The organism is Plantactinospora sp. WMMB334 (assembly GCF_049179095.1).
Classification (GTDB): domain Bacteria; phylum Actinomycetota; class Actinomycetes; order Mycobacteriales; family Micromonosporaceae; genus Plantactinospora.
The window spans coordinates 3450189-3476396 of the sequence record NZ_JBMHME010000002.1 but is presented as its reverse complement, the minus strand read 5'-3'; the positions used below and the strand labels follow the sequence as shown (position 1 = coordinate 3476396).

At 72.5% G+C, this 26208-nt stretch carries 23 protein-coding genes and 1 pseudogene; 14 read left to right on the top strand and 10 right to left on the bottom strand.

What is annotated here, in order from left to right:
- The first annotated feature begins 319 nt into the window (after positions 1–319).
- On the top strand, positions 320–1054 hold the full coding sequence (locus ACN27G_RS14905) for a PIG-L deacetylase family protein (protein WP_421493415.1): 735 nt from the start codon (positions 320–322) through the stop codon (positions 1052–1054).
- Positions 1051–1785, top strand: coding sequence for a 4-carboxy-4-hydroxy-2-oxoadipate aldolase/oxaloacetate decarboxylase (locus tag ACN27G_RS14900; RefSeq protein WP_421493414.1), 735 nt, complete (start codon positions 1051–1053; stop codon positions 1783–1785). The genes ACN27G_RS14905 and ACN27G_RS14900 overlap by 4 nt, the downstream gene beginning before the upstream one ends.
- Here the strand turns inward: ACN27G_RS14900 and ACN27G_RS14895 are convergent.
- From ACN27G_RS14895 to ACN27G_RS14870, 6 genes are all read right to left on the bottom strand, one after another.
- Positions 1752–2807: an endonuclease/exonuclease/phosphatase family protein gene (locus tag ACN27G_RS14895; RefSeq protein WP_421493413.1), complete on the bottom strand. Its 1056-nt coding sequence runs from the start codon at positions 2805–2807 to the stop codon at positions 1752–1754. The two genes, ACN27G_RS14900 and ACN27G_RS14895, sit on opposite strands and share 34 nt — an antisense overlap.
- A 335-nt stretch (positions 2808–3142) precedes the next feature.
- The gene (locus ACN27G_RS14890) at positions 3143–4201 is read right to left on the bottom strand and encodes a glycosyltransferase family 2 protein (RefSeq protein ID WP_421493412.1); all 1059 of its coding nucleotides are present in this window, start codon (positions 4199–4201) and stop codon (positions 3143–3145) included.
- A complete protein-coding gene (locus tag ACN27G_RS14885) occupies positions 4198–5211 on the bottom strand; it encodes a glycosyltransferase family 2 protein (protein ID WP_421493411.1) in 1014 nt (337 codons plus the stop codon). Before ACN27G_RS14885 ends, ACN27G_RS14890 begins: the two co-directional genes overlap by 4 nt.
- A gap of 59 nt (positions 5212–5270) precedes the next feature.
- Positions 5271–6260 carry a UbiA prenyltransferase family protein gene (locus tag ACN27G_RS14880; RefSeq protein ID WP_421493410.1) on the bottom strand — a complete coding sequence of 330 codons (990 nt, stop codon included), beginning with the start codon at positions 6258–6260 and terminating at the stop codon, positions 5271–5273.
- Between the two features lie 11 nt (positions 6261–6271).
- Positions 6272–7297: an NAD-dependent epimerase/dehydratase family protein gene (locus ACN27G_RS14875; protein WP_421493409.1), complete on the bottom strand. Its 1026-nt coding sequence runs from the start codon at positions 7295–7297 to the stop codon at positions 6272–6274.
- A complete protein-coding gene (locus ACN27G_RS14870) occupies positions 7291–8604 on the bottom strand; it encodes an aspartate aminotransferase family protein (RefSeq protein WP_421497332.1) in 1314 nt (437 codons plus the stop codon). Before ACN27G_RS14870 ends, ACN27G_RS14875 begins: the two co-directional genes overlap by 7 nt.
- A 277-nt stretch (positions 8605–8881) precedes the next feature.
- Here ACN27G_RS14870 and ACN27G_RS14865 point away from each other — a divergent pair, with 277 nt between their 5' ends.
- The 3 genes from ACN27G_RS14865 (at position 8882) to ACN27G_RS14855 (ending at position 11532) form a co-directional block, all read left to right on the top strand.
- The gene (locus ACN27G_RS14865; protein ID WP_421493408.1) at positions 8882–9883 is read left to right on the top strand and encodes a glycosyltransferase family 2 protein; all 1002 of its coding nucleotides are present in this window, start codon (positions 8882–8884) and stop codon (positions 9881–9883) included.
- Positions 9880–10629, top strand: coding sequence for a polysaccharide deacetylase family protein (locus ACN27G_RS14860; RefSeq protein WP_421493407.1), 750 nt, complete (start codon positions 9880–9882; stop codon positions 10627–10629). Before ACN27G_RS14865 ends, ACN27G_RS14860 begins: the two co-directional genes overlap by 4 nt.
- 93 nt (positions 10630–10722) lie before the next feature.
- Positions 10723–11532 (top strand): AfsR/SARP family transcriptional regulator, encoded by an 810-nt coding sequence (locus ACN27G_RS14855; protein WP_421493406.1) that lies wholly within the window; start codon positions 10723–10725, stop codon positions 11530–11532.
- On the opposite strand, the gene ACN27G_RS14850 is transcribed toward ACN27G_RS14855, so the two are convergent.
- The 3 genes and pseudogenes from ACN27G_RS14850 to ACN27G_RS14840 all read right to left on the bottom strand — a co-directional run bounded on the left by ACN27G_RS14850 (position 11492) and on the right by ACN27G_RS14840 (position 16466).
- Complete coding sequence (locus ACN27G_RS14850; RefSeq protein ID WP_421493405.1) at positions 11492–12139, bottom strand: class I SAM-dependent methyltransferase; 648 nt, start codon at positions 12137–12139, stop codon at positions 11492–11494. The two genes, ACN27G_RS14855 and ACN27G_RS14850, sit on opposite strands and share 41 nt — an antisense overlap.
- A 107-nt stretch (positions 12140–12246) precedes the next feature.
- Positions 12247–14529: pseudogene (locus tag ACN27G_RS14845) on the bottom strand (glycosyltransferase); the annotation flags it as partial.
- 119 nt (positions 14530–14648) lie between these two features.
- Positions 14649–16466, bottom strand: a complete 1818-nt coding sequence (locus ACN27G_RS14840; protein WP_421493404.1) for a DEAD/DEAH box helicase — start codon at positions 16464–16466, stop codon at positions 14649–14651.
- Positions 16467–16845: 379 nt separating this feature from the next.
- On the opposite strand from ACN27G_RS14840, the gene ACN27G_RS14835 reads away from it, so the two are divergent.
- From ACN27G_RS14835 to ACN27G_RS14795, 9 genes are all read left to right on the top strand, one after another.
- Positions 16846–17607, top strand: a complete 762-nt coding sequence (locus tag ACN27G_RS14835; RefSeq protein WP_421493403.1) for a DeoR/GlpR family DNA-binding transcription regulator — start codon at positions 16846–16848, stop codon at positions 17605–17607.
- Positions 17604–18548, top strand: a complete 945-nt coding sequence (gene pfkB / locus ACN27G_RS14830) for a 1-phosphofructokinase (protein WP_421493402.1) — start codon at positions 17604–17606, stop codon at positions 18546–18548. The genes ACN27G_RS14835 and pfkB overlap by 4 nt, the downstream gene beginning before the upstream one ends.
- Before the next feature lie 117 nt (positions 18549–18665).
- Entirely contained in the window at positions 18666–19823 is a 1158-nt protein-coding gene (gene mtlA, locus ACN27G_RS14825) for a mannitol-specific PTS transporter subunit IIC (protein WP_421493401.1), read from the top strand.
- Positions 19824–19855: 32 nt separating this feature from the next.
- The gene (locus ACN27G_RS14820) at positions 19856–20164 is read left to right on the top strand and encodes a PTS lactose transporter subunit IIB (protein ID WP_421493400.1); all 309 of its coding nucleotides are present in this window, start codon (positions 19856–19858) and stop codon (positions 20162–20164) included.
- A 1-nt stretch (position 20165) separates the two neighbouring features.
- Positions 20166–20615, top strand: coding sequence for a PTS sugar transporter subunit IIA (locus tag ACN27G_RS14815; RefSeq protein ID WP_421497331.1), 450 nt, complete (start codon positions 20166–20168; stop codon positions 20613–20615).
- On the top strand, positions 20612–21652 hold the full coding sequence (locus ACN27G_RS14810) for a zinc-dependent dehydrogenase (RefSeq protein ID WP_421493399.1): 1041 nt from the start codon (positions 20612–20614) through the stop codon (positions 21650–21652). The genes ACN27G_RS14815 and ACN27G_RS14810 overlap by 4 nt, the downstream gene beginning before the upstream one ends.
- A 47-nt stretch (positions 21653–21699) precedes the next feature.
- Entirely contained in the window at positions 21700–21984 is a 285-nt protein-coding gene (locus ACN27G_RS14805) for an HPr family phosphocarrier protein (protein ID WP_421493398.1), read from the top strand.
- Positions 21977–23683: a phosphoenolpyruvate--protein phosphotransferase gene (gene ptsP, locus ACN27G_RS14800; protein ID WP_421493397.1), complete on the top strand. Its 1707-nt coding sequence runs from the start codon at positions 21977–21979 to the stop codon at positions 23681–23683. Before ACN27G_RS14805 ends, ptsP begins: the two co-directional genes overlap by 8 nt.
- 215 nt (positions 23684–23898) lie before the next feature.
- Entirely contained in the window at positions 23899–24762 is an 864-nt protein-coding gene (locus ACN27G_RS14795; RefSeq protein WP_421493396.1) for an ArsR/SmtB family transcription factor, read from the top strand.
- A gap of 53 nt (positions 24763–24815) precedes the next feature.
- Here the strand turns inward: ACN27G_RS14795 and ACN27G_RS14790 are convergent, their stop codons facing one another.
- A complete protein-coding gene (locus tag ACN27G_RS14790; protein ID WP_421493395.1) occupies positions 24816–26021 on the bottom strand; it encodes an esterase-like activity of phytase family protein in 1206 nt (401 codons plus the stop codon).
- Positions 26022–26208: the final 187 nt, after the last annotated feature.

Below are 26208 nucleotides of genomic sequence, written 5' to 3'. Positions count from 1 at the left end.
CGACGATCTCGCCTGGCGTCCGCCGCAGCGCCGCACGGGGCATTACTGTACACGCCGACTTCGGGCCGCGCACGGCGGCATGGTCCGGCCGCCGACCCGACCCGCTGCCCGGCCCGGTCACTCCGGCGGGCGCTGTCCGACACCCGGAGCGCGGGTGAGCACGACCCTCCGGGGACGAGCTCCGACCGCCCGTAAGATTGTCGACGATATTGTTGGCAATAGCGGCGCCCCGACCTACGATCGCACTGCCGGCCGCCGAGCCGGTGCACCTACGGCGGCGCACGAACGCGCCCACCGAACCGCTCCGAAGGGATCGTCGATGGCAGCGTCTCCGGTCGGGCGGGGGCCGGTCCTCGTGGTCAGCGCGCATGCCGCCGATTTCGTGTGGCGTGCCGGCGGTGCCCTGGCGCTCAGCGCCTCCCGTGGCCAGCCTGTCCACGTGCTCTGCCTGACCTTCGGCGAGCGGGGCGAGTCACAGGCGCTGTGGAAGCAGCCCGGGATGACCCTGGAACGGGCCAAGGAGACGAGACGCGACGAGGCGCGGCGGGCGGCGGAGATACTCGGCGCCGAGATCGAGTTCCTCGACGCCGGGGACTACCCGCTGCGGGCGACGGACGACCTGCACGACCACGTCACCACGACCATCCGACGGGTCGACCCGGCCGTGATCATTACTCATCCCGCGCGGGACCCGTACAACCTCGATCATTCTCTGGCGCACGAGATCGTGCTGCGGGCGCGCATGGTCGCCCAGGCGGCCGGGCACGACCCGCAGACCCGGCCGATCGGTGCGCCGAACGTGTTGCAGTTCGAGCCGCACCAGCCCGAGCAGTGCGGCTTCGTCCCGAACCTGCTGCTGGACGTCAGCACGGTCTTCGACCGCAAGATCGAGGCGATGCGGATCATGGGAGCCCAGAGTCACCTGGTGGCCTACTACACGGATCTCGGTCTCCGGCGCGGGGTGCAGGCGGTGCGCAACGGCGGCGACCGGTCGATCACCCACGCCGAGGCGTTCCAGCGGATATTTCCGGTGGTCGGAGGTGAACTGCTGTGACGGCCGGCGAGCGCTACGAACCCGGTCGCACGCACGGGCACGTCGTCGTCCGGTGCAGCGCCGCACCGCCGGCCGACGCCGTCGCGCACCTCGGCCGGCAGGGCGTGGCGACGGTGCACGAGGCCCAGGGCCGGACCGGCCTCCTCGGGCACCTGCTCCGACCCATCTATCCCGGTGCCCGGGTGGCCGGCCGGGCGGTCACCGTCTCGGCCCCGCCGGGCGACAACCTGATGATCCACGCGGCGGTCGAGCAGACCGGCCCGGGAGACGTGCTGGTGGTCGCCTTCACCTCGCCCAGCACCGACGGGGCCTTCGGCGAGCTGCTGGCCACCTCGCTGCGGGCCCGCGGCGTCCTCGGGCTCGTCATCGACGCGGGGTGCCGCGACGTCGCCGCGCTGACCGGGATGGCCTTTCCGGTCTGGTCCCGGGCGGTCTCCGCGCAGGGCACCGTCAAGGCGAGCCCTGGCTCGGTGAACGTCCCGATCGTGCTCGGCGGCGCCCGCATACGCCCCGGCGACGTGATCGTGGCCGACGACGACGGGGTCGTGGTGGTGCCCCGGGAGCGGGCCCGCGAGGTGGCCGCCGCCGGAGCCGCACGCCAGGCCGCCGAGGAGGAGCGGCGTCGCCAGCTCGCCGACGGCGTACTCGGGCTCGACATCTACCAGCTACGCCCGTTGCTGGACCGGCTCGGTGTCCGCTACCTCGACGCCGATCCCGACGGTCCCGGCTGACCTGTCGAGATCACCAGTCGCTGGGGCCGGTGGTCGGAGACGCCGCCGGTCGAGCCGCCGAACCGGTAGGAGTGCACCCGGACCGTCGCCGAGACGAACGCCCAGTCCAGCCGCCACAGCCGGGGCCAGCCGGGCGTGTCCGACCAGGTCGCGGGATAGCGTGCCGACGACGCGTAGCTCGCGTCCCGCAGCCCACCCGGCAGCTTGGCCAGGTCGCCCATTGCCGGGCTGGTGTTCAGATCCCCGGCGACCAGCATCGGATGCCGGTTCGCCGCCACGTCCGCCGCCAGCGCCCGCCACTGCGGCTCGCGCTGCGCGTGCTGCTGCCGGATCACCCGGTAGAAGTCGCCACCGAGCGGGCTGTGGTCCGGGACCAGCTGCACCGGCAGATGCAGGTTGTAGACCGACAGTGTCCGGCCCGCCCCGAGGTCCAGATCGGTACGGAGGACCTTGTAAAGCCAGTGATTCGCCGAGGCCCAGGGTGGTGGCGGTGGCATCCCCGGCGCCGCAAGCGGCATCCGGCGCAGGATCGGATAGCGGGAGAGCGTCACCAGTTCGCCGGCGACCGCGATCTCGAAGCCGGGAAACTCGGCGCGCAGCCGGGCCAGCTCCGCCCCGGTCGGGCCGGGGGAGTGTTCGTACCAGTATTCCTGGAGCAGGTAGACGTCGGCGTCGGCGGCCCGGAGCAGGGCGTACATCCGCTCGGTCTGGCCGCCCTCGTCCCAGTACCCGGTGTTCCAGCTGAAGACCCGGACCGCGTCGGGCGGGGGCGGGCCGTCGCCGCCGCCGAGCCCGCGCAGGTTGATCCCGGAGAGCTGGCCGCCGAGCAGCAGCGCCGCGGCGGAGAGCAGCGCGACCGGCCGGCGCGACCGCCGGCACGTCGCGGCGGCCCCGGCCAGCAGCAGCGGTACGCCGACGAAGGCCACCGGCGGGATCGCGTCGACCGCCAGCCAGAACCACCACTGGCCACTGAGCACCAGATGCGCCACGGTGAAGGCGAGCCAGAGCGCCCCGGCGGCCACCAGACCTGTGTAGAGCCACCACCGCCAGCCACGCCGGCCCCGACCCGGCGCCGCCCGCGACCCGGCGGCCGGAACCGGTCGCTCGGTGCCACCAGGTCGCACGGCACGAAGTCGCGCGGCATCAGGTCGCTCGGCATCAGGTCGCTCGGTGCCACCGGGTCGCTCGGCGCCGGGCCTCTCCCGGCCGGGCAGCACTCGCCCGGAGAGCCCTTGGGCAGTCTGCTCCTGAGTGGATGGCTGCTCCAGTTGCGACGGTTGCTCCGGTTGCGCTGGGGCGCCGGTCGTCGCCGATCCTCCGCCGGGCGGTGGAGTACCGCCGCCGGCGGCGGTGACCGTCATGCGGGGCCCTGCAGCGGGGTCGGGTCGACCGGGAACGAGGCGTCGTAGAGCCGGCGGAACGTGCCGGAGGCGAGCCACTGCAGCGTACCGGTGGCGACCCCGGCGGTGATCGTGACGTTGACCAGGAAGTGCAGCCCGGCGAAGAAGACCAGGAACGGCACGCCGTGCCGGCGGCGGACGAAGCCGTACATGCCGGCGTCGCAGCCGAGCGAGGCGGCCAGCAGCCCGGCCGGGACGACCAGCCCCCACGGGCCGAGCAGTAGCGGCAGCGCCAGCGCGGGAAGCGTCCCGAACGCCGCCAGGCTGCCCCAGGCCCGGGCGGCGGTCTCGAAGCCCTGCCCGAACCGGCGGGCCCGGGCGTAGAGCGGGATCCGCAGCCGGCCCCGGTGGAACAGCTTGCGGAGCAGGCCGCGCAGCTCGTGGTCGTGGTCGTGCCGGCCGCGTACCCGGGAGGTGAGCACCAGGCGGTAACGCCGGGTCAGCCGGTAGCCGTAGTCGACCTCCTCGGTGTGCCGCAGCTCCGGGTTGAACGGGCCGATCTCCTCGAAGACCTGGCGGCGGAGCAGGCAGACGGCCGGGAAGAGGAACGACACGTCGCCCTCCGAGCTTATCGACCAGTAGTGATATTGCAGGCCACGGTACCGGGCCACCGCCGTGTCGTGCAGCAGCGGCTCGGGGTCCTCGATCCCGCAGACCGCGCCGATCTCCGGCTCGGCGAGGATCAGCCGTACCGCGTTCGCCACCGCGTCCGGGGCGAGCACCAGGTCGGAGTCGACGTAGCAGATCAGCTCCCCGCTGGTGTGCGCGGCGCCGATGTTGCGGGCCCGGCCGCAGCCGCCGTTGCGCCCGGTGCTCACCACCCGTACGCCCAGGGCCTCGGCCACCGCGACCGAGTGGTCGGTCGAGCAGTCGTCGACCATCAGGATCTCGACCTCCGGGTACGTCTGGTCGAGGATCGACCGCAGGCACAGGTCCAGCGACTCGGCATAGTTGTAGTTCGGCACGATCACCGACACAAGCGGTCCGCCACCGGACCGGGCACCGTCTGGGGTCATCGGGTGGCCACCTCCGGCCGGTCGTAGAGGCCCCGGAACCGGCCCGAGGCGAGCCAGGCGGCCATCCCCGACAGCGCGGCGACCGCGATCACCAGATTGAGCAGGAAGTGCATGGCGGCGAAGTAGCCGAGGAACAGGATGCCACGTTCCCGGCGCACGAAGCGGTACATCGGCCGGTCCCCGGCGAGGCAGGCGGCGAGGGCGGCCAGCGGCACCGCCACGAACGCCGCGCCGAAGAGCACCGGAAGGACCAGGGTCAGCACGGTCAGCAGGGCGGCCACGCTGACCCAGGCGCGCGGGCCGCTGCTCAGCCCGCCGGGGAACTCCGGCCGGCGGGCGAACATCGGGATGTGCAGGGCGGTGCGGGTGAAGACCTTGCGCACCAGCACACCGAGATCGGCGTCGTGGTCGTGTACGCCGCGCACCTTCGGGGAGAGCCAGATCTGGTAGCGCTGGGCGAGCCGCATGCCGTAGTCGGCGTTCTCGGTCTCCCGCAGCCGCGGGTTGAAGGGTCCGATCTCGGCGAAGACCCGGGCCGGGATCGCCAGCAGCGCCGTGTAGAGCGTCATGATCCGGCCCTCGTCGGCGATCAGCCAGTACGACTGCTGGAGGCAGCGGTACTCCTCCAGCAGGCTGTCCCGGACCAGCGGTACCGGATCGTAGTTGCCGCAGACCGCGCCGATCTCCGGGTCGGCGCTCAGCAGTTCCACGGCGTTGGCGACCGCGTCCGGCTTTGCCGCGACGTCCGAGTCGACGAAGAAGAGGATCTCGCCGTTGGCGTTCGCCGCACCGAGGTTGCGGGCCGCCGCCGGTCCGGAATTCGTCGGCGTACGCAGCACGCGTGCGCCGTACGCCTGCGCGACCGCGACCGAGTCGTCGGTGCTGCAGTCGTCGACCACGATCAGTTCCAGCCGCGGATAGGTCTGGGCGCGCAACGCGTCGAGGCAGAGCCCGAGCGCCCGCGCGTAGTTGTAGTTCGGCACGATGACCGAGACGAGCGGTCCGTTCATTTCTCCATCCAGGTCGGTCATTCTTCGATCCAGGTCGGTCATTTCTCGATCCAGGTCGGTCAGTTGCCGATCCAGCTCAGCAGGGCGGGGTAGCGGGCGCCGAGTTCCGCCAGGGTCAGCGTGGTGCCGATCAGGACGGCGCTGGCCACGATCATCCGGTCGTGCAGCAGGGCCCGGATCGGATCGCCGCCGGACTGCCGGACCAGCACGGCCTGCAGGTAGCGGAACGCGGCGAGCAGGCCGAGCGGCACCACCACGGCGAGGGTGACCGGGCGCCAGGACCCCAGCGGCGCGTCGGTGTTCAGGTAGAGCAGGAAGGTGGTGCAGGTCAGCGCGGCGTTCAGCCCGAGCAGGTGGTCGGTGAGCCGCACGTTGTAGCCGGCCAGCGCGGGCCGGTGCGCCGCTCCGGCAACCGCCAGCTCGTGCCGCCGCTTGCCGAGGATCAGCACCAGGCAGCCGCCGAAGACGGCGGTGAGCAGCAGCCCGGACGGGGCGGCTCCGGTGGCCGCGTACCCCTGGAGGACCCGCAGCACGAAGCCGGCGGCGACCACGCAGATGTCCAGCATCGGCAGGTGCTTGAGCCACCTGCTGTAGGCGATGCTGAGGCCGAGGTAGCCGACCAGCGGCCACCACGGCACGGCGGGTCCGGCGAGGACCAGCCCGAGCAGCAGCCCGGCCAGCCCGACGGCGAGCAGCCAGGCCAGCGGGACCGGCACCGTCCCGGCGGCGACCGGGCGGTGCCGTTTGACCGGGTGGGTGCGGTCCAGCCGGCGGTCCACGATGTCGTTGACGACGTAGATCGTCGACGCGGCCACCGTGAACACCAGCACGGCCCAGCCGGTACGCAGCAGCGCCGACCCGGTCCAGACCGGCGTGTCGATCAGCGCCAGCGGCACGGCCAGCAGGTTCTTGACCGCGTGGCCGGGGCGGGTGAGCACGACGAGCGCCCGGGCCAGCACGGCCGGCCGGAGCGCACCCGCGGGCGCGGGCGCGGCCGGCGGTGCGGCGGCCGGTAGGGCGGTCTCGACGGCGGTCTCGACGGCGGTCACCTGAACTCCCGTCAGAAGAAGATCTTCGCGAGGGACAGCGCGCCCTGCCGCCACGGTTCGCGGCTGGTCCGTCCACCGCCCCGCGCCGGCCCGGTCGCCGTGGCGCGGGTGGAGCGCCACCACTCGTAGGTGCGCAGGATGGCGTCCTCGTTGGAGAACTTGGGCGTGAAGCCGAGGCGCTCGGCGGCCTTGTCGATGCTCACGTAGGAGTCGTGCCGCAGCTTGTGCAGCAGTCGGCCGTAGACCGGGGAGAGCCGGCTGCGCTCCAGCAGCTCCAGGGCGAACAGTGCCGGCCGGGCCGGCACCCCGACCACCCGCTTGCCGTGGCCGGCGGCGTCCAGCACGGACTGGAAGTCCTCGCGCAGCGTCCGGAACCGCTCGGCGGCGAGGTTGTAGGTGTCGTTCGCCACCTCCTCCGGCGCGGCCAGCACGGTGAGTACCGCCGCCACCAGGTCGTCGACGGCGAACATCTGGATCCGGACGTCGCCCGAGCCGAGCACCGGGAAGTTGCGGCCCTCCTCGGCCCACTCGAAGAGCATCGCGAAGAGCCCCATCCGGCCCGGCCCGAGGAAGGTCTTCGGCCGGAGGATCGCCGTCGGCAGGCCCTCGGCCCGGTACCGTTCGGCGATCTCCTCGGCGGCCGCCTTGGCCGCGCTGTAGGTGTCGACCGGCTCCCGGGGGTGCTCCTCCGGCGTCGGCACCTGGCGGGGCAGCCCGTAGACGGCGGTCGAGGAGACGTGCAGCACCCGCTCCACCCGGGCCCGCCGGGCCGCCCGCAGCACGTTCGCGGTGCCGTCCACGATGATCGAGCGGATCTCGGCGGCGGGATAGCTGGGCAGCGCCGCCGCGCAGTGCAGCACCGCGGTCGCGCCGTCGGCGGCCTCGTCCATCACCCTCGGGTCGCGGATGTCGCCGACCAGGGTGACGCCGGGCTCCGCCCGCAGGTCCACCCCGCGCACGTCGTGCCCGTCGGCGGCCAGCCGCTCGACCAGCCGGGAGCCGAGCATCCCGGCGGCGCCGGTCACGGTGATCACCACAGCGCCGACCCCACCTTCTGGGTGACGAACCGGGTGACCAGCTTGCCGAGCCCCTGCTCCAGCACCGCGCCGAGCGCGTCGGTGGCGCGCTGCACGTCGGCCGGGTCGGTGACCAGGGACGGCCCGATGACCAGCGGATTGCGGCCGTTGAGGGTGTAGTAGGTGTAGATGTCGTGGTCGGCGTAGAGCGCCTGGATCACCGCGCAGGTGACAAGCTTCGCCTTGAACCTCGGGTCCCGGGCCATCCCGGCCGGGGCGAGCCGGGAGACCAGGTCGAGGATCTTCGGGCCACCCTCGATCTGTACGCCCCAGAGCGCGCCCGCCCCGGCGACCCGGCCCACCGCGTCCGGGAACTCCTTGGCCAGCCGCTTCAGCGCCGGCTCCAGCACCCGTTCCAGCTCGCGGGCCCGGGCCGGGTAGTCGTCCTCCACCACGATGTTGATCGCCTCGAGCGCGGTGACGCACTCCTCGCCCATGCCGTAGTACGTGGTGCTGGTGCTCTGCAGCAGCGCGTCGGTCAGGTTGTCGTACGCCTTCCGGAAGACCCTCTCCCGGGCGACGAATGCAGAAATCGATGACTTTCCACCGCCGAAGGACTTGGACGTGGTAAGGATGTCCGGCACCAGCCCCGGATACCGCATGAAGTAGAAGAGGCTGCCGGTCTTACCCCAACCGGTGTAGATCTCGTCGAATATGAGCACGATGTCGTGCCGGTCGCACAGCTCACGAATGCCGCGCAGGAAGTCCTCGTCGCACCATGTCACCGTGGAGGCGCTGAACGGCTCGACGACAAGCGCGTAAACGTCCCGTGGATGGGACGCGACCGCCTCCCGGACCGAGTCCAGGTCTCCATAGGTAAATGGAACTATGCCGGGAATGGTGGGAAAGTCGAACGACGGTTGTCCGGTCAGCCCGCCCGATCCGAGCAGCTTTCCGTGGAACCCGCGGTCGGCCCGCAGGATCGTGCCCCGCCGGCCGCCGTGGTACTTGTACGCCAGCTTCACCGCCCCCTCGACCGCCTCCGCGCCCGAGTTGGGCAGGAAGGACATCCGCAGGTCGCCGGGGAGGAGCTGGGCCAGGTTGTGCCCGAGCGCCGCCAGGTAGGGGGAGAAGTACGTCTTGTGCACCTCCATCCGCCGCTGCTGCGCGAAGCGCTGCCGGGCGGCCAGGATGCGCGGGTGGTTGTGGCCGTGGTTGAGTACGCCCACCCCGCCGGTGAGGTCGAGGATGCGGCGGCCGTCCCGGAGCACCAGGTGTGCGCCTTCGGCGTGGTCGACCAATTCCCGGCCGAACCCGAACGAGGTCATCAGGCTGACCTGGCTCGCGTTGACGTAACGACGATAGATGTCGTGCACCTCGCGAACGGTGAGTCGATCGCAATCGGACAGGCTGACCAGATTGGGCATGTCGGAACGCTATCGATTGGTGCGGGATCTTCTCTGGACCCGTGCTGTACGCAACCTTGACTACGTAAGGCAACGCTTGCCAGTGGACAGACCACTGGATAACTTGGTCGCGACAGGTAGATCTCGAAATGTCAATGTCCCTGGCAGTTGTCACGCAGTCCCGCTGAGGTGGGTGAACATGGCGCCGACGGTGTCGGTCATCATCCCCGTACACAACGGCTCGAAGACCCTGCGCGCGTGCCTGGCGGCCGTCTACGCGCAACGGCACCCGGTCACCGAGGTCATCGTCGTCGACGACGCCAGCACCGACGACACCCGCGAGATCGCCGCCGGGTTCCCGTGCCGCGTGCTGCACACCGAGCGGAACGCCGGCCCGGCGGCCGCCCGCAACCGGGGCATCCGGGCCAGCACGGGCGAGCTGCTCTTCTTCCTCGACTCCGACTGCGCACCCGAGCCGGAGGCGCTGGGCAACGCGCTGGCGATCCTCGCCGCCCAACCCGACGTCGCCTGCGTACACGGGATCTACTCGCTGCGGCCGCTCTACGACGACGGGCCGGTGGAGGCGTACCGGCTGCTGCACGGGCACTACTGGCGGCTGCGCAACGTGGGGCGGGTCCGGACCACCCTCTTCGCGATCTGCCTGATCCGCCGCGCGGTCTTCGCCGACGTCGGCGGATTCGACGAGCGGCTGCGCGCCTCCGAGGACGTCGAGCTCGGCGACCGGATGGGCGACCGGTACGGCATCGTGCTGACCGACACGGTGGTCTGCCGGCACGACGACGACAGCCACCTCGGCCGGCTGCTGCGCAAGCAGTTCGGCCGCTCCCAACTGCTGGTGCCGGTCGCGCTCGCCGAGCGCGGGCCGGCCGGGATCCGTGCCAACACCCCGGCCGGGCTGCTCTGCGCCGCGCTGGTGCCGGCTACCCTGCCGCTCGGCCTCGCCGCCCCCGCGCTGCTGCTGGTCCCGCTCGGCCTGCTGCTGCTCTTCGCCGTCGCCGACCCGGGACTGTTGCGCTTCGTGGCCGGCCGGCGCGGCCCCGGCTTCGTCGTCTTCTTCTATGTGGTGCATCTGCTGGTCCAGTTGACCGTCGTCGCCGGTGCCGTGATCGGCGGGCTACGTCACCTGGTGGACCGCGACTTCGGCCCGGCCCGGGTGGCCGTCGCGAAACTGCCGCGATGACCGGGCCGACCGTCGGGGGGAGCGCGGCGCCGGGCGAGGAGCCGCACGTCCGGCGTCTCTGCTGGCCATACCTGTCGGCCCAGGCGCTGCACTATCTGCTCTTCGCGCTCCGGGCGCAGCAGTTCCGCAGCCGCCGGCCGATGCTCGGCGACCCGCACCGCCCGGTCTTCGGGGTGCCGGGCCGGAGCGTGGCGCTGACCATCGACGACGGGCCGCACCCCGAGTGGACGCCCCGGATGCTGGACCTGCTCGACCGGCACCGCGTCCGGGCCACCTTCTTCCTGATCGGCGCCCGGGTACGCGAGCACCCCGACCTGGCCCGCCGGATCCGCGACGCCGGACACGCGATCGGCAACCACTCCATGACGCACCCGCAGCCCTTCGCCGCGCTGCCGCCCGTCCGGCTGCGTGCCGAGATCGCCGAGGCGCAGGGGTGGATCGGGGACGCCGTCGGGGCGACACCCCGGTTGTTCCGTGCCCCGGGCGGCAACTGGTCGCCGGCGGTGCTGCGGGCCGGCGCCGACCTCGGCCTGGCGCCGGTGGACTGGACGGTCAACCCGAGCGACTGGCGCAGCCCGGGGGTGGGGCGGATCGTGCGGCGGCTGTCCCGGAGCCGGCCCGGGCACGTCCTGCTCTGTCACGACGGGGGTGGTGACCGGTCGCAGACCGTCGAGGCACTGGAGACCGTGCTGCCCCGGTTGCGCGACCGGGGACTGCGGTTCGTCGTACCGGCTGCCGACCGGTAGGTGACGACGTGCCGAAATGTCGTACGACGACGCCGGGCAGTGCGGCCCGGTCGTGCGGGGGGAAGCAGCGATGCCTGTCTAGGGGGAAACGAGATGTCGGAGGACGACGACCTGACGATCCTGCTCCTCGGGCCGATCAGGGCCGAGCGGGACGGTACCAACCTCTATCTGGGTACGCCCCGGCAGCGGGAGGTGCTCGCCGTGCTGGCGCTGCGCTGCGGGATGGTGATGTCGGTTCCGCAGATCGTCGACGCGATCTGGAACGGGCGCCGGCCCGACTCGGTGGAGAACATGGTGCACACCTACATCGGCCGGCTGCGCCGGGTGCTGGAGCATCCCGGCCGGCCACCGGCGCTGGCCCGGGTGCTCCGTTCGACCCGGCCCGGCTACACCCTCGACCTGCCGCCGGCCGCGGTCGACGTCAACCGGTTCGAGTACGACGTCCGGGTGGCCCGGACGGCCCGGGCCAAGGGTGAGCTCACCCGTGCGCTCGACTGCTTCCAGCAGGCGCTGGCCCGCTGGTCCGGCCTGGCGTTGCAGGAGGCGACCGGGCCGCTCGCCGAGGCGGAACGGATCCGCCTCACCGAGCTGCGTCAGGACGCGGTGGAGGAGGCGACCGGCGTGCGGCTGCTCCTCGGCGATGTCGAGAACCTCGTCTCCGAGCTGCGCTGCATGCTCGCCGAACAGCCGATGCGGGAGCGGCTCTGGGAGCTCCTTTTGATCGTGCTCGGCCAGACCTCGCGCCGGGCCGAGGCGCTCACCGCCTTCGAGGACGCCCGGGTCACCCTCGCCGACCGGCTGGGTGTGGAACCGGGGCACCGGCTGCAGGACCTGCACCGGCGGCTGTTGCGCAGCGAGCCGGTCACGGTGCGGCCGTGGTGGGAGCGGCGGGTCCCGGCCTGATCCCGTGGTCACCGGCGGCTTCGCCGGTGAGGACGAAGAAGGCACCCTGAGGGCTGTCCCCGAGGCGCGCGGGGACCTCGTCGATGACCGAGAGGCCACAGGACCGGATCACCCGGACGAACTCCTCCGCCCGGGCCACGTCGTAGATCTGCACCACGATCCGGCCCCGGGGCGTGAGCATCGCCGGCAGCCGGCGCAACAACTGGGTGGACTCGGGCTCCGTCAGGTAGTAGATGACCTCGCGGAGCAGGATCGCGTCGTAGCGCCGCGCCGTGTCGAAGGTGCGGATGTCGGCGACCTCGAACGAGGTGTCCGGCCGGGCGAGCGCCCGCGCCGCCTCGATCGCCCGGGAGCTGAGGTCGACGCCGTGGTAGTGGCGGTAGCGGCCCCGCGCCAGCGGCAGGTTGGCACTCGTGCCGCAGCCGAGGTCCAGGATCGTCGGCCGGGGCGCCCAGGTCTCGACAAGTGACAGCGGCATGCTTCCGTCGGACATGCCGTCGAGGTAGCGCCAGAACCCCAACGCGTACTGGGTGTTCCACCAGGCGGCGTTCATCCTGGGGTTGGCGCGGATCAGCACCCGCACGGGGACCCGGATCAGACGTGCCACCGTACGGAAGAAAGCATTCGACATGGTGTCACCGACTTCTCTCTGGCGATGGGAACGGGTCCCGGCGTACCGGGAGGGAGGTAGCGCGGCGGTGGCGGCGAGCCGGCTCAGCCGGTCAGCGCAGGGTCGGGGCTGCGGCGCAGGCCGTGCCGGCGCCGGTGCAGGTACTGGGCGAGGAGCAGCCCGCCCGTGCCGACCGTCACCTCGCTGAGCGCGCAGACCAGTCGGCTGGTCAGCACCACCGGTGCGGCCACCGGCACCGGCATCACGGTGGCCAACCCGACCATCAGCACCGCCTCCCGGACCCCCAGTCCGTCCGGGGCGACCATCACCAGCAGCCCGGCCACGGTCGCGGCGGCGAACCCGGCGACGCAGACCAGATAGGAGCGGGCCGGCGGGGCGCCGGCGGTCACCGCCAGCAGCCAGAGGTGGTGTCCGGAGATCAGCCAGGAGAGCGACTGGGTGGTGATGGCCCGCCGGATCCCGGCCCGGGAGGCGGTGACCTGCGGCGGTGGCCTGCGGAGCAGCCGGGCGGAGCCGGCGAGCCCTCGGTTGAGCAGGTCGGGCCGGGCGAAGAGGGCGACCAGCGGCAGCACGGCGAGCAGCATCCAGGCGGTCGCGCCGCCCAGCATGGCGGGTCCGGCCGCGAGTCCGACGGTCATCCCGGTCAGCGCGACGACGGCCCAGCTGAGCAGGAAGACGCCGGCCAGCCGGACCGCACCGACGTCGATCTCCCGGCCCATCCGGAGCAGCACCGGCAGCGCGATGAACCGGCCCGGCACGAATTTGGCCAGGAACCCGACGAAGAACAACCGGGCGGCGGTCCACCGGTCGACCGCCGCACCCAGGTCGGCGAAGAGTGCCTGCCAGGAGTGGTATCCGAGCAGCAGGCCGACCGAGTTGATCAGCAGGGCGCCGCCGAGCACCAGCGTGACCTGGACCGGATCGAGCCGCTGCGCGAGCGACCGGAGCGGGGTCCAGTCCTGGTCCCGCAGGAACAGGACCAGACCGGCCGCCAGCGCCACCACGAAGGCCGCGGCCAGCAGGTGGTTGAGCCGCTGCCACCAGCCGCGCCACGTCCCGCCCCCCAGCCGCGCCTTCCCAATCCCGAGCCGCGTCTCCCCGGTTCCGGGCCGTGCCTGCTCGGTTCCGGGCCGTGCCTGCTCGGCTCCGGGGCGCGCCTGCTCGGTTCCGGGGCGCGCCTCTGCGAGCGGGCCCGGCTCCGGACGGGCGGGGCCGATCGGCGGGTTCACCGGCTCGACTCCGGGGCCAGCCGACCCACCCGGCCGGTCCGCCGGGAAGGCCGGAGCAGCGCCCAGGCCAGGCCGAGCGCCAGTCCGGCGAACTCGGCCAGGTGGGTCAGGAACCGCATCGCGGTGGCGAAGAGCAGAAAGCCCGGCCCGCGCTGCCGCAGCGCGAACCCGAGCAGCGCCCGGTCGGCGACGAGGAAGACCGCCAGCGGAACTGGAAGCACCGGCAGCAGCCACGGGGACCAGACGGCGAGCGGTAGGCCGGTCAGCGTGAGCGCGCTGCCGAGCAGCCCCGCGACCGAGCCGAGGTCGATCCGGTGCGGCGTTCGCCGCCCCGCCCGCTCCGCGCCGGCCGCCTCCGCCACAGCCGGCTCCGCGCCGGCCACCTCGGGGCCGGCCGTCGGCGACCCGGCCGGCTCCGCTGCCCAACGGGCCGCGACAACCGCCCCGGCGTACGTCCGGGCGCGGCGGAACAGCTCCGACAGGTAGGGCCAGAGCCGGTCCACGTCGTCGTGCCGCCCCAACACACGATCGCTGGTGCGGATCTCGTACGACGCCGGCAGTCGGGTGCCGAACTCGATGTCCTCGGCGTCGCGCAGCCGCTCGTCGAAGCCGCCGACCAGGTCGAAGACGGAGCGGGGGAGGGCGGTGAGCGCGAACATGGTGGTGCCGGTGACCCCGACGGCCCGGCGCCGCCAGAAGTGCTCGAAGAGCGTCTTGTAGGACTCGACCGGACCGTCCGGAAAGAGCGGCTCCAGGTCGTAGATGCCCTGCACCACGCCGCAGCCCGGATGCGCCCGCAGTTCCGCGACCGCCCCGGCCAGGGCGTCCGGAGCCAGCGCGATGTCCGAGTCGACGAAGAAGAGCACGTCGCCGCCGGCCCGGGCGGCACCGGCGTTACGGGCCGCGGAGACGCCCCGGTTCACCGCGAACGGCAGCAGGGTGCAGGGAAACTCGGCGGCGATCTGCCGGGACCGGTCCGTACTCGCGTCGTCGACGACGATCACCTCGGCCGGCGGCAGCGTCTGCGCGTGGACCGCCGCCAGGCAGGCCCGGAGTGTCTTTTCCTTGTTGTAGTTGGGGACGATGACCGACACCCGCGCGGACTGCGGATCGACGGTGTGGTCGACTTCGGACAATGCGCCGGGTCACCCCCTCGTTCCGCAGGTCGGCGAAGCTCCAGCCGGGTCGGCAAACCGTAGCAATCGGCGTACCGCGATTTCTGGAACCGGCCTGGATTACCGAGTGCGACGGACGGCTCAGCCGCCGCGCTCGTCCCGCCCACCCTCGCGGTCCCGGCGTACGGTCGCCCGGCGGCCCTTGATGGTGCTCTGCCGCAGCCGGCTGATCACCTCGGACGCGGCGGACCTCGGCACCTCCACCAGGGAGAACCGGTCGGCGATCTCGATCGAGCCGATCTCACGGCCGCTGAGCGGGGTCTCGCCGGTGATCGCACCGACCAGGTCCTGCGGGCGGATGCCGGCACGCCGGCCCACGCCGATGAAGAGGCAGGCCATCTCCGCGGAGCGGGGCCGGCCGCCACGCCGGTCGTCCCGGCGACCGTCCCGGCCGCTGTCCCGACCGCCGTCGCGCCGGGCCCGGCCGTCCCGGTCGGCCCGGAACGTGACCTGCGGGATGTCCTCCTCCTCGTCGACCGGGCCGCCGACCGACTCGTGGGCCAGCCTCACCGCCGCCAGCGCCACCTCCATCACGTCGAACTCGTCGGTGAGGGTCTCCACGATCACCCGGTACGGTTCGAGGTCGTCCTCCAGCAGGCTCTCGTGCAGCGCCGCCCGGGTCATCTCCAGCCGTCGGGTACGCAGGTCGGCCACGGTCGGGATCGTGCCGATCGAGATCCGTTGCCCGGTGGTCCGCTCGATGGTCTTGAGCATCCGGTGCTCGCGGGGTTCGGCCAGGGTGATCGCCACCCCCTGCCGGCCGGCCCGGCCGACCCGCCCGATGCGGTGCACGTACGACTCCGGCGCGGACGGCACGTCGTAGTTGACCACGTGCGTGAGCTGCTCGATGTCCAGTCCCCGGGCGGCCACGTCGGTGGCGACCAGCAGGTCGGCGGTGCCGGCCCGGAGCCGCCCCATCACCCGGTCGCGCTGTTCCTGGGTCATTCCGCCGTGCAGCGCCTCGGCGCGGTATCCGCGCCCGTTCATCGTTTCGGTGAGCCGGTCGACCTCTTCCCGGCTGCGGCAGAAGACGATCGCCGCGGTCGGCGCCTCGACGTCGAGTACCCGGCCGAGCGCCGCCGGCTTGTGCGCCCGGGCGACGACGTATGCGGTCTGCCGGACCAGCGGGCCGGTGCCGGTGGGGGTGGGCTGCCGGCCGATCTCGATCCGGGCCGGGTCCCGCAGGTACTGCCGGGCCAGGCCGTCGATCCGGGCCGGCATCGTCGCGGAGAAGAGCACCGTCTGCCGCTGCTCGGGCACGTGTTGCAGGATCGCCTCGATGTCCTCGGCGAAGCCCATGTCGAGCATCTCGTCCGCCTCGTCCAGCACCACCGTGTCGAGGCCGTCCAGCCGCAGGGTGTCCCGGGCGATGTGGTCGAGCGCCCGCCCCGGGGTGGCCACCACGACGTCCACCCCGCCGTCGAGCGCCCGCAGCTGCCGGGCGATCGGCTGCCCGCCGTAGATCGGCAGGACCCGTACGCCGAGGTCGCGGCCGTACCGGTGGATGGCCTCGGAGACCTGGACGGCCAGCTCGCGGGTGGGGACCAGGATCAGCGCCTGCGGTGCACCCGAGCTTCGGTCCGGCGGTAGCCGGTGCAGCAACGGCAGCGCGAAGGCGGCGGTCTTGCCGGTCCCGGTCGCCGCCTGGCCGAGCAGGTCGCGACCGGCCAGCAGGGGCGGGATGGCGGCCCGTTGGATGGCGGTCGGCTCCTCGTAGCCGAGCGTGCCGAGCGCGTCCAGGAGTTCGGTCCGCAGCCCGAGGTCGGTGAAGGTGCCGGCGTCGGCGTCGGCGTCGGTCTCCGCGCCCGCGTCTGCGTCGGTCTGGCGCGGGTCGTCCGGACGCGGGTCGTCCGGACGCGGGTCGGTCGGTGGAGCGGGTGGTGCGCTGTCGGAACTCATACCCGCAAGCCTTTCACCACCCCGGACACCGCCGCACAGCGACATGGATCTCGATGATCTCACGCACGGCCCGACCCTTCCCGCCAGACCCGGCAACCGGTCCCGGACCGGGTGGCCCGGGGAACGCGCGCAGGCAGGGAGGAAACCCACACAATCGGAGTTCGTTGTCTGTTTCGATCCGGATCGTAATGCCCGGCGCCTTGCCGCGCTCTCCGGCCGAGTTCGGTAGCACAACTGATGGCAGCACGGGTGAAATGTCGCGGATCATACTGATTGAATCGATCAGATGACCAAACTGTTACGAGCAGATGTTGACGAGCCACAGGAACGGGCGTAAACAGAAACGAAGCAAAAGCGATCGGGCGGGAGATCTCACGAGATGTACGCCGAGGAACGTCAGCAGGAGATCCTGCGGCTGGCCCGGGAGGCGGGCCGGGTCGACGTCATGGCGCTGGCCGAGGGCATGAACGTGACGGCGGAGACGATCCGCCGGGACCTCACCGTGCTGGAGCGGGCCGGCGTGCTCCGCCGGGTGCACGGCGGGGCGATCCCGGTCGAGCGGATCGGCTTCGAGCCGGCACTCGCCGCCCGGGACGCCGTACTGATCAACGAGAAGGAGCGGATCGCCAAGGCGGCCCTGGCCGAGTTGCCCGACGAGGGTGCCGTCATCCTCGACGCCGGCACCACCACCGCCCGGCTGGCCCAGCTCCTCCCCTCCGACCGCGAGCTGACGGTCGTGGTCAACTCGCCGGTGCTGGCCTCGGCGCTCGGGCTCAAGCCCAACCTCACGGTGCTGCTCCTCGGCGGCCGGCTGCGCGGCAAGACGCTTGCCACGGTGGACGACTGGGCGCTGCGGCCCCTCGCCGAGCTCTACGTCGACGTCGCCTTCATGGGCACCAACGGCTGCTCGGTCGAGCGCGGCATGACCACCCCCGATCCGGCCGAGGCGGCGGTGAAGCGGGCGATGATCGGCGCCGCCCGCCGGGTCGTGCTGCTCGCCGACCACACGAAGATCGGCAACGACTACCTGGCCAGGTTCGGCACCCTCGGCGACCTCGACCTGCTGATCACGGACAGCGGAGTGGACGAGGAACTGGCCGACGACGTGGAGGCCGCCGGCGTACGGGTGGTGCGGGCATGATCCTGACCGTCACGCTCAACCCGAGCCTGGACCGGGCGATGCAGATCGACCGGCTGGCCCGTGGCGAGGTGATCCGGGCCGACTCCGCACACCTCGATCCCGGTGGCAAGGGGGTCAACGTCTCCCGGGCGCTGCTGGCCAACGGGGTGCCGTCCCGGGCGGTACTGCCGGTCGGCGGCGAGGAGGGCAGCCAGCTCGTCCGGCTGCTGGGCAGCGAGGGGGTCGACCTGCTGGCGGTGCCGATCGCCGGCCGTACCCGCTCGAACATCACCCTCGCCGAGCCGGACGGCACGGTAACGAAGATCAACGAGTCCGGTCCGGTCCTGACCGGGCCGGAGTTCACCGAGGTCACCGCGGCGGTACTCGCGGCGGCGGGTTCCGCCGACTGGGTGGTGGCCGCCGGCACCCTGCCGCCGGGTCTGCCGGTGGCGGCCTTCGGCGACCTCTGCGCCCTGCTGGTCGGCGCGGGGGTGCGACTCGCGGTCGACACCAGCGGGCCGGCGCTGCGGGCCGCGGTCGAGGCCGGCGTCGCGCTGGTCAAGCCGAACCGGGAGGAGCTGGCCGAGGCGGTCGGCAGCCCGCTGCGCTCCCTCGGCGACGTGGTCGACGCCGCCGGCCAGGTCCGGAGCTGGGGCGCGGGTGCGGTACTGGCCAGCCTCGGTGCCGACGGCGCGGTGCTGGTCGACGCCGACGGCGTCGTCACCGGCGAGTCGCCGGTGACCCAACCGAAGAGCACGGTCGGGGCCGGGGACGCCCTGCTGGCCGGCTTCCTGGCCGCCGGTGCGCGCGGGCCGGACGCCCTCGCCGAGGGCCTCGCCTGGGGCGCGGCGGCGGTCAGCCTGCCCGGCAGCCGGATGCCCGGCCCCGGCGACCTGCTCCGGAACAGTGTCCGACTCCACCCGCGGCCGGACCTGGTCCGGCCGTTGCTGCCGCAGGGGTGAGCCGGTCATGCCAACAACCGTGCTCCGGACGTCGGCCGACCCCCGGAGCCGACAGATGAGACCCGAACCCGGCCGCGTTCGATAACGCGGACCATATTTCGCGAAGGAGTCCCCCTCATGGCCGTGTCATACACACCGGAGGTCCAGGGCACCGGCTTCAGAGCCCGGGTCCAGCGGATCGGCGGTCACCTGGCCGGAATGGTCATGCCCAACATCGGAGCGTTCATCGCCTGGGGCCTGATCACGGCGTTCTTCATCCCGACCGGCTGGGTGCCGAACGAGCGCTTCGCCGAGCTGGTCGGCCCGATGATTCTCAGCCTGCTGCCGATCCTGATCGGCTACACCGGCGGCCGGATCGTGCACGGTCAGCGCGGTGCGGTCGTCGGCGCGATCGCCACGGTCGGCATGATCGTGGCTGCGGACATCCCGATGTTCCTCGGCGCGATGATCATCGGCCCGCTCACCGCCTACCTGCTGAAGCTCTTCGACAACATGGTCAAGGACCGGATCCGGCCCGGCTTCGAGATGCTGGTGGACAACTTCTCCGCCGGCATCGTCGGCGGCGCGATGGCCCTCTTCGCGGTCTGGTTCGCCGGCCCGGTGGTGGGCCGGCTCACCGAATGGGCCGGCAACGGGGTGGACTGGCTGATCGGGCAGAACCTGCTGCCGGTCGCCTCCATACTGGTCGAGCCGGCCAAGGTGCTCTTCCTGAACAACGCGATCAACCATGGCGTGCTCTCGCCGCTGGCGGTGCAGCAGGCGCAGGAGACCGGCAAGTCGATCCTCTTCATGGTCGAGTCGAACCCCGGCCCGGGGCTCGGGCTGCTGCTCGCCTTCTTCCTCTTCGGACCGCGCTCGCTGCGGCCGAGCGTGCCGGCGGCCGGCATCATCCACTTCCTCGGCGGGATCCACGAGATGTACTTCCCGTACGTGCTGATGAAGCCGCGGCTGATCCTCGCCACCATCGCCGGCGGGGCCGCCGGGGTCGGCACCTTCATGGTCACCGGCGCCGGGCTGGTCGCCACCCCCTCGCCGGGCAGCATCTTCGCCTACGCGGCGGTCACCCCGCGGGGCGGCTGGTTCGGCATGCTGCTCGGCGTGCTGGTCGCCACCGGGGTCTCCTTCGTGGTCGCCTCGGCGCTGCTCGGCTTCGGCAAGCTCAACGGGGAGTCGGAGGAGGAGGCCGCCGGTGTCGCGGAGCCGGAGGACCCGGCGGCGGAGCGCGACCGCGAGTCCAGCCCGGCCGTCGCCCGCTCCGCGACGGCCGAGAGCTGACCAGACCACCGTACGAACGGAAGGGGACTGCCATGGGCAGCATCAACGGTAGGGACATCCACAAGGTCGTGGTTGCCTGCGACGCCGGGATGGGCAGCAGTGTCATGCTCGCCAGCCAACTTCGCAAGCAGCTCAAGAAGTTCTCGGTCACCGTGGAGCACACGCCGGTCAACTCGATCCCGGGTGACGCCGACGTGGTGCTCACGCACAACGGGCTCGCCGCGCGGGCCCGCGCCGCCGCGCCCGGCAAGATCGTCGTACCGTTCCAGGTCTTCCTCGGCGACCCGGCGGTGACCGCCGTGGTCAAGGCGATCGAGTCCGGCGGTGAGGTCAGTGGCTGACCTGACCGGCGACCTGCTCGACCGGCGGGCGATCCGGCTGACCGAGGTGGCCGCCGACCGCGACACGGCGATCCGGCGCTGCGGCGAGGCCCTGACCGACATCGGCGCGGTGCACCCGGAGTACATCCAGACCATGCTCGCCCGGGAGCGCTCGGTCTCCACCTACATCGGCGAGGGGGTGGCGATCCCGCACGGCACCCTCGCCGGCAAGGACCTGGTGCACCACGACGCGCTCGCGGTGCTCCGGTTCCCCGAGGGGGTGGACTGGGGAGGTCAGCCGGTCGCCGTCTGCGTGGCGATCGCCGCCCGCGGCGACGGCCACGTCGAGCTGCTGGCCAGCCTCGCCGAGATCCTGCTCGACACCGACCGGGCCCGCGCGCTGCGCGAGGCCACCGATCCCGACGACGTGCTGGCGCTGCTCGCGCCGGCACGGGAGGACAGCACGTCATGAAGGCCGTTCGATTCCACGCCCCCGGCGACGTACGCATCGACGACGTTCCCGAGCCCACCCCGGGCCCCGGCGACGTCAAGATCCGGGTACGCAACTGCTCCACCTGCGGCACCGACGTCAAGATCTCGAAGTTCGGGCACCACCACATCCACCCGCCCCGGGTGATGGGGCACGAGATCGCCGGCGAGGTGGTGGAGACCGGCGCCGAGGTGACCGGCTGGTCGGCCGGCGACCGGGTGCAGGTGATCGCCGCCATTCCCTGCGGTAGGTGTGCCGAGTGCCGGCGGGGGCGGATGACCGTCTGCCCCAACCAGGAGTCGATGGGCTACCACTACGAGGGGGGCTTCGCGCAGTACCTGGTCGTACCGGCCAAGGTGCTCGCGGTGGACGGGCTGAACCGGATTCCGGACGGGCTCGGCTTCGCCGAGGCGTCGGTGGCCGAGCCGCTGGCCTGCGTGCTCAACGGGCAGGAACTGGCGCGGGTCGGCGACGGCGACGACGTCGTCGTGATCGGTTCCGGCCCGATCGGTTGCCTGCACGTCCGGCTGGCCCGGGCCCGGGGCGCCGCCCGGGTCTTCCTGGTCGAGCTGAACCGGGAGCGGCTGGAGATGGCCGCCGCGCTGGTGCATCCGGACGCGGCGATCTGCGGCGCCGAGGTCGACCCGATCGACGAGGTGCTGAAGCTGACCGACGGGCGCGGCGCCGACGTGATCATCACGGCGGCGGCCTCGGGCGCGGCCCAGGAGCAGGCGGTGCAGATGGCCGCCCGGCAGGGCCGGATCAGCTTCTTCGGCGGCCTACCCAAGGACAAGCCGATCATCTCGCTCGACTCCAACCTGGTGCACTACCGGGAGCTGACCATCGTCGGCGCCAACGGCTCCAGCCCGGCACACAACGCCGAGGCGCTCCGCCTGATCGCCAGCGGGGCGGTGCCGGTGTCGGACCTGATCACCCACCGGCTGCCGCTGGACGGGGCGATCGACGCGTTCGGCGTGGTCGCCCGGGGCGAGGCCATCAAGGTCACGATCGAACCCTGAGAGAACGCATCCTCACGACCGACTCGACTCCTGAGAGGGAGGCCATCATGGCTACGCGTACGGTGACCGTCGGTTCCGCCAGTGGCCTGCACGCCCGCCCGGCGGCGCTCTTCGTCGCGGCGGCCGGGGCCGCACCGGTCCCGGTGACCATCCGGACCGGTGAGAAGCGGGCGGTGCCGGCCAACAGCATGCTCTCGGTGCTCTCCCTCGGCGCCAAGCAGGGCACCGAGGTGGTGCTGGAGGCCGACGGCGAGGGCGCCGAGGCGGTCCTGGACGACCTGGCCGACCTGCTCGCCCGGGACCTCGACGCGGAGGAGCCGGCCGATGCCTGAGCCGGCCGGCCCGCAGTCCGCGACCGCAGCGCCGCAGTCCGGGGGCGGTGGTGTGCAGTCCGCGGGCGGTGGTGTGCTGCGCGGGATCGGGGTCAGCCCGGGGCTCGCGGGTGGGCCTGTGCTCCGGGTCGCCGGGGTGCCGGCGCTGCCCGAGCCGGTGCCGGTGGCGGACCCGCCCGCCGAGGCCGACCGGGCGGTGGCGGCGCTGCGCGAGGTGGTCGCCGAGCTGACCCGCCGGGCCGACCGGTCGGGCGAGAAGACCCTGGTCGACGTGCTCCGCGCCCAGGCGATGATGGCCGAGGACCCGGTGCTGCTGGACGCCGTACGCGACAACGTGCTCTCCGGGACGGACGGGCCGCACGCCATCGACGCCGCCTTCGCCACCCACCGGTCGGCCTTCGAGGCGGCCGGCGGCTACCTCGCCGAGCGGGTCGCCGACCTCGACGACCTGCGCAACCGGGCGGTGGCGGTCTGCCTCGGCCGGCCGATGCCCGGGGTGCCCTCGCCGGGGCACCGCTACGTGCTCACCGCCTGGGACCTGGCGCCGGCCGACACCGTCGACCTGGACCCGGAGCAGGTCGTCGCCCTGGTCACCGAGTCGGGCGGCCCGACCAGCCACACCGCGATCCTGGCCCGCGCCCTCGGGCTCCCCGCGGTGGTCGCCTGTCCGAGGGTGCGCGACGTCGCCGACGGCACGACGGTGCTTGTCGACGGCGCGACCGGGCAGGTTCGGGTGGACGTCGACCCGGCCGAGGTGACCGCCGCCGAGTCCGCCGAACGGGAGCGGCAGGCGGCGGTGGCGGCGAGCTCCGGGCCGGGCCGGACGGCCGACGGGCACCCCGTCGCGCTGCTGGCCAACATCGGCTCGGCCCGGGACCTGGCCGCGGTCGAGGAGTCCGAGGGGGTCGGGCTCTTCCGCACCGAACTCCTCTTCCTGGACCGCAGCCGCGAGCCGTCGCTGGACGAGCAGACGGAGGCGTACCGGCAGGTCTTCGCGGGTCTGGCCGGGCGCCGGGTGGTGATCCGCACCCTGGACGCCGGTGCGGACAAGCCGCTGCCGTTCCTGCAGCAGACCGACGAGCCCAACCCGGCGCTCGGGGTACGCGGCCTGCGGCTGGCCCGGCAGCGGCCGGAGCTGCTGCACACCCAGTTGGCGGCGATCGCCCGCGCGGCGGAGCGGACCGCGGCCGACGTCTGGGTGATGGCGCCGATGGTCGCCACCCGGGCCGAGGCGGCCGAGTTCGCCGGCGCGGTGCACGCGGCCGGGCTGCCGAAGGCCGGAGTGATGATCGAGGTGCCGGCGGCGGCGTTGCAGGCCGCGCAGCTGCTGGAGGTCGTCGACTTCCTGAGCATCGGCACGAACGATCTCAGCCAGTACACCTTCGCCGCCGACCGGCAGTCCGGCGCGCTGGCCGAGCTGCTGGATCCGTGGCAGCCCGCCCTGCTGCGGTTGATCGCCGAGGTCGGCGCCGCCGGCCGGGCCGCCGGCAAGCCGGTCGGGGTCTGCGGGGAGGCGGCGGCCGACCCGCTGCTCGCCCCGGTCCTGGCCGGCCTCGGCATGACGAGCCTCTCCATGTCGGCCCGCTCGCTGGCCCCGGTGCGCGCGGCACTGGCCGGGCGCACGTACGCCGACTGTGAACGCCTGGCCCGGCTGGCCCTTGCCGCCGACGACCCCGCCCAGGCCCGCCAGGTCGCCTGATCGGAAGGAAGGGCCCTCGCCTACCGCGCCCGTGGCGATAGGCGAGGGCCCCTTCCCGGCCCGCGCCGCCCACTGTCCGGAACGGCCCTACGAGATCTTGGAAAGTTACGGTTCGCGACGAACCATAACTTTCCGAAGATCTTGGGTCGTTGACATGTAGCCAGATGGCTGCCTATGGTTGGGCAACCAGTTGACTGCATGTTGGGGGATCGACGGTGGACGGGGTGTTCAAGGCGTTGGCCGACGGCAGTCGCCGCCGGCTGCTGGACAGCCTGAACACCCGCAACGGGCAGAGCCTGCGGGAGCTCTGTGCCGGGCTGGAGATGACCCGGCAGTCCGTCAGCAAGCACCTGGCGGTGCTGGAAGCGGCCAACCTCGTCACCACGCTGTGGCGCGGCCGGGAGAAGCTGCACTACCTCAACGCCGAGCCGATCAACGCCATCGCGGACCGCTGGATCAACCAGTACGACCGGGCGCGGGTGCACGCACTCGCCGACCTCAAGAGGGCATTGGAGCAGGCACCCATGGCCGAGCGTGAATTCGTCTACACCACATTCATCAACACCACCCCGGAACGCCTCTGGCAGGCGATCACCGATCCCGCGTTCACCAGCCGGTACTGGGGGGTCATCTTCGAGACGGACTGGCAGCCCGGCTCGGAAATGGTCTGGGTGGCGAACGGCGCCCGGATCGCCGACCCGGCCCAGGTCGTGCTGGAGGCGGAGCCGTACCGGCGGTTGTCGTTCACCTGGCACAGCTTCACGCCGGAGTTCGCCAAGGCGTACGAGATGGATCCGGCGGAGGTGGCCAAGCTGGCCGAGGAGCCGCGCAGCAGGGTCAGCTTCGAGATCGAGCCACGGGGCGGGACGGTGCGGCTGACCGTCGTGCACGAGGGCTTCGCACCGGACAGCCCGCTGCTGGACAGCATCGGGGAGGGCTGGTCGGAGCTGCTCTCCAGCCTCAAGACGCTGCTGGAGACCGGCGAGCCGCTGCCGCAGGGCGGACCGGAACGGCAGGACGACCCGGAACGGCAGGACGAGCCGGAGCCGGCGGCGCGCCCGGCAGCGGTTGCCACCTGATTCGTGCTGCCGGCCGGCCCCGGGACGGTCGACGCCCCGGGGCCGGCCGGAGCTCAGTACCGGTGCAGGATCCGCTTGTCGGCGTCGAGGCCGTGGTCCAGCCTGATCACGATGAACTCGTTGTCGTCCGGCCGGCCTGGGGTGCGGCCGTCGGAGAACGGGAAGTTGTTGTCGTTGAGTACGGCGATGGTGCGGTCGTCCAGGATGACGACATCCTCGATCGTCTGGAACGGGAAGGTGAAGGTCCGGCCGAAGGCACCCACTCGCTTCGGGTTGGCGATGTTCATCAGGTCGGCGACCAGGGTCTTGTCGAGCTGGCCGTCGCGGTTGCGGTCCCGCCGGTCGGCCAGGTAGATCTTCTTGACCGTCGCGGTCGCACCCTGCCCGTTGTCCCGCTCGATGACGAGGAAACGGTCCCGGTCCACCGCGATCGCGTCGCCGATCGCGAAGCCCGGGTCGTCGAGCTGGTACGTCCAGCGCCGCCCGGTGTACGCGGCGCGGGCGGTGTCGAACTCGTACAGCCGCAACGCGCCCGGGGCGTCACCGGCGACCGTACCCTCCAGCAGGGGATAGAGGGTGCGGCCGTCCGGCGACTGCGCCATGCCCTCGAAACCCTTGCTGCCACCGAGGTTGGCCGGGGTCTCGCCCCGGGTCGGGTTCTCCGGTGCGAAGACCCCGGGCAGCGGCACCGGCGGCGCGAGCAGCCGGCCAGCCCGGTCGAAGTGCAGCAGCCACGGCCCGAACTCGTCGCCGATCCAGTACGTCCCGTCGACGGTACGGGTGATCGACTCCACGTCGAAGTCGGCGCCGGTGAGCACCCGGTCCGGCCGGGTCAGCGGGAACGGCACCCGGCCGTCCGGGTCGGTGAGGGTGATCCCGCCGAGCACGTCGACGGCGCCGGAGCGGAAGTCCGGACCGATCCGCTGGATCCGGAGCAGGAAGTCGGCGCTGTTGGCCCTGTTGCCGTACCCGTTGTCGGAGAGGACGTCGAAGGTGCCGTCGCTGTTGCGGAGCACGCCGCTGAAGCCCTGCACCGGCTGGTCGGCGAAGGGCGGCACGACGCCGTTGCTGGGCGTACCCCCGAGCAGGGACCCGGACGGCTCACTGCCCGGCACGAAGGTTTCGGCCGGCAGCGCGGCGAACCTCAGCAACTCGGCGCGGTCCCAGGTGCTCCGGTCGGTGGCGGAGGCCACCCCCGGCACGGTGATCGCCAGGGCGGCGAGCGCGGCGCCCATGCCGACCCGCTTCATTATTCCCATCGGTCCTTCTTTCGGGTCAGGAACTCGCTGGGAGGCTAGGTGCGGCCGGTGAATGCGGGCTGTCTGCGAGGCGGTGATTGCCGGAACCTTTGCGAGGCCCACCTCATCGGTGCCGCCGAGGTCAGGCCGGCTGCGGCACGATCGCCGGTCACCCCGCGGCGGCGCCGGGACCGGCCCAGCGGTGTCC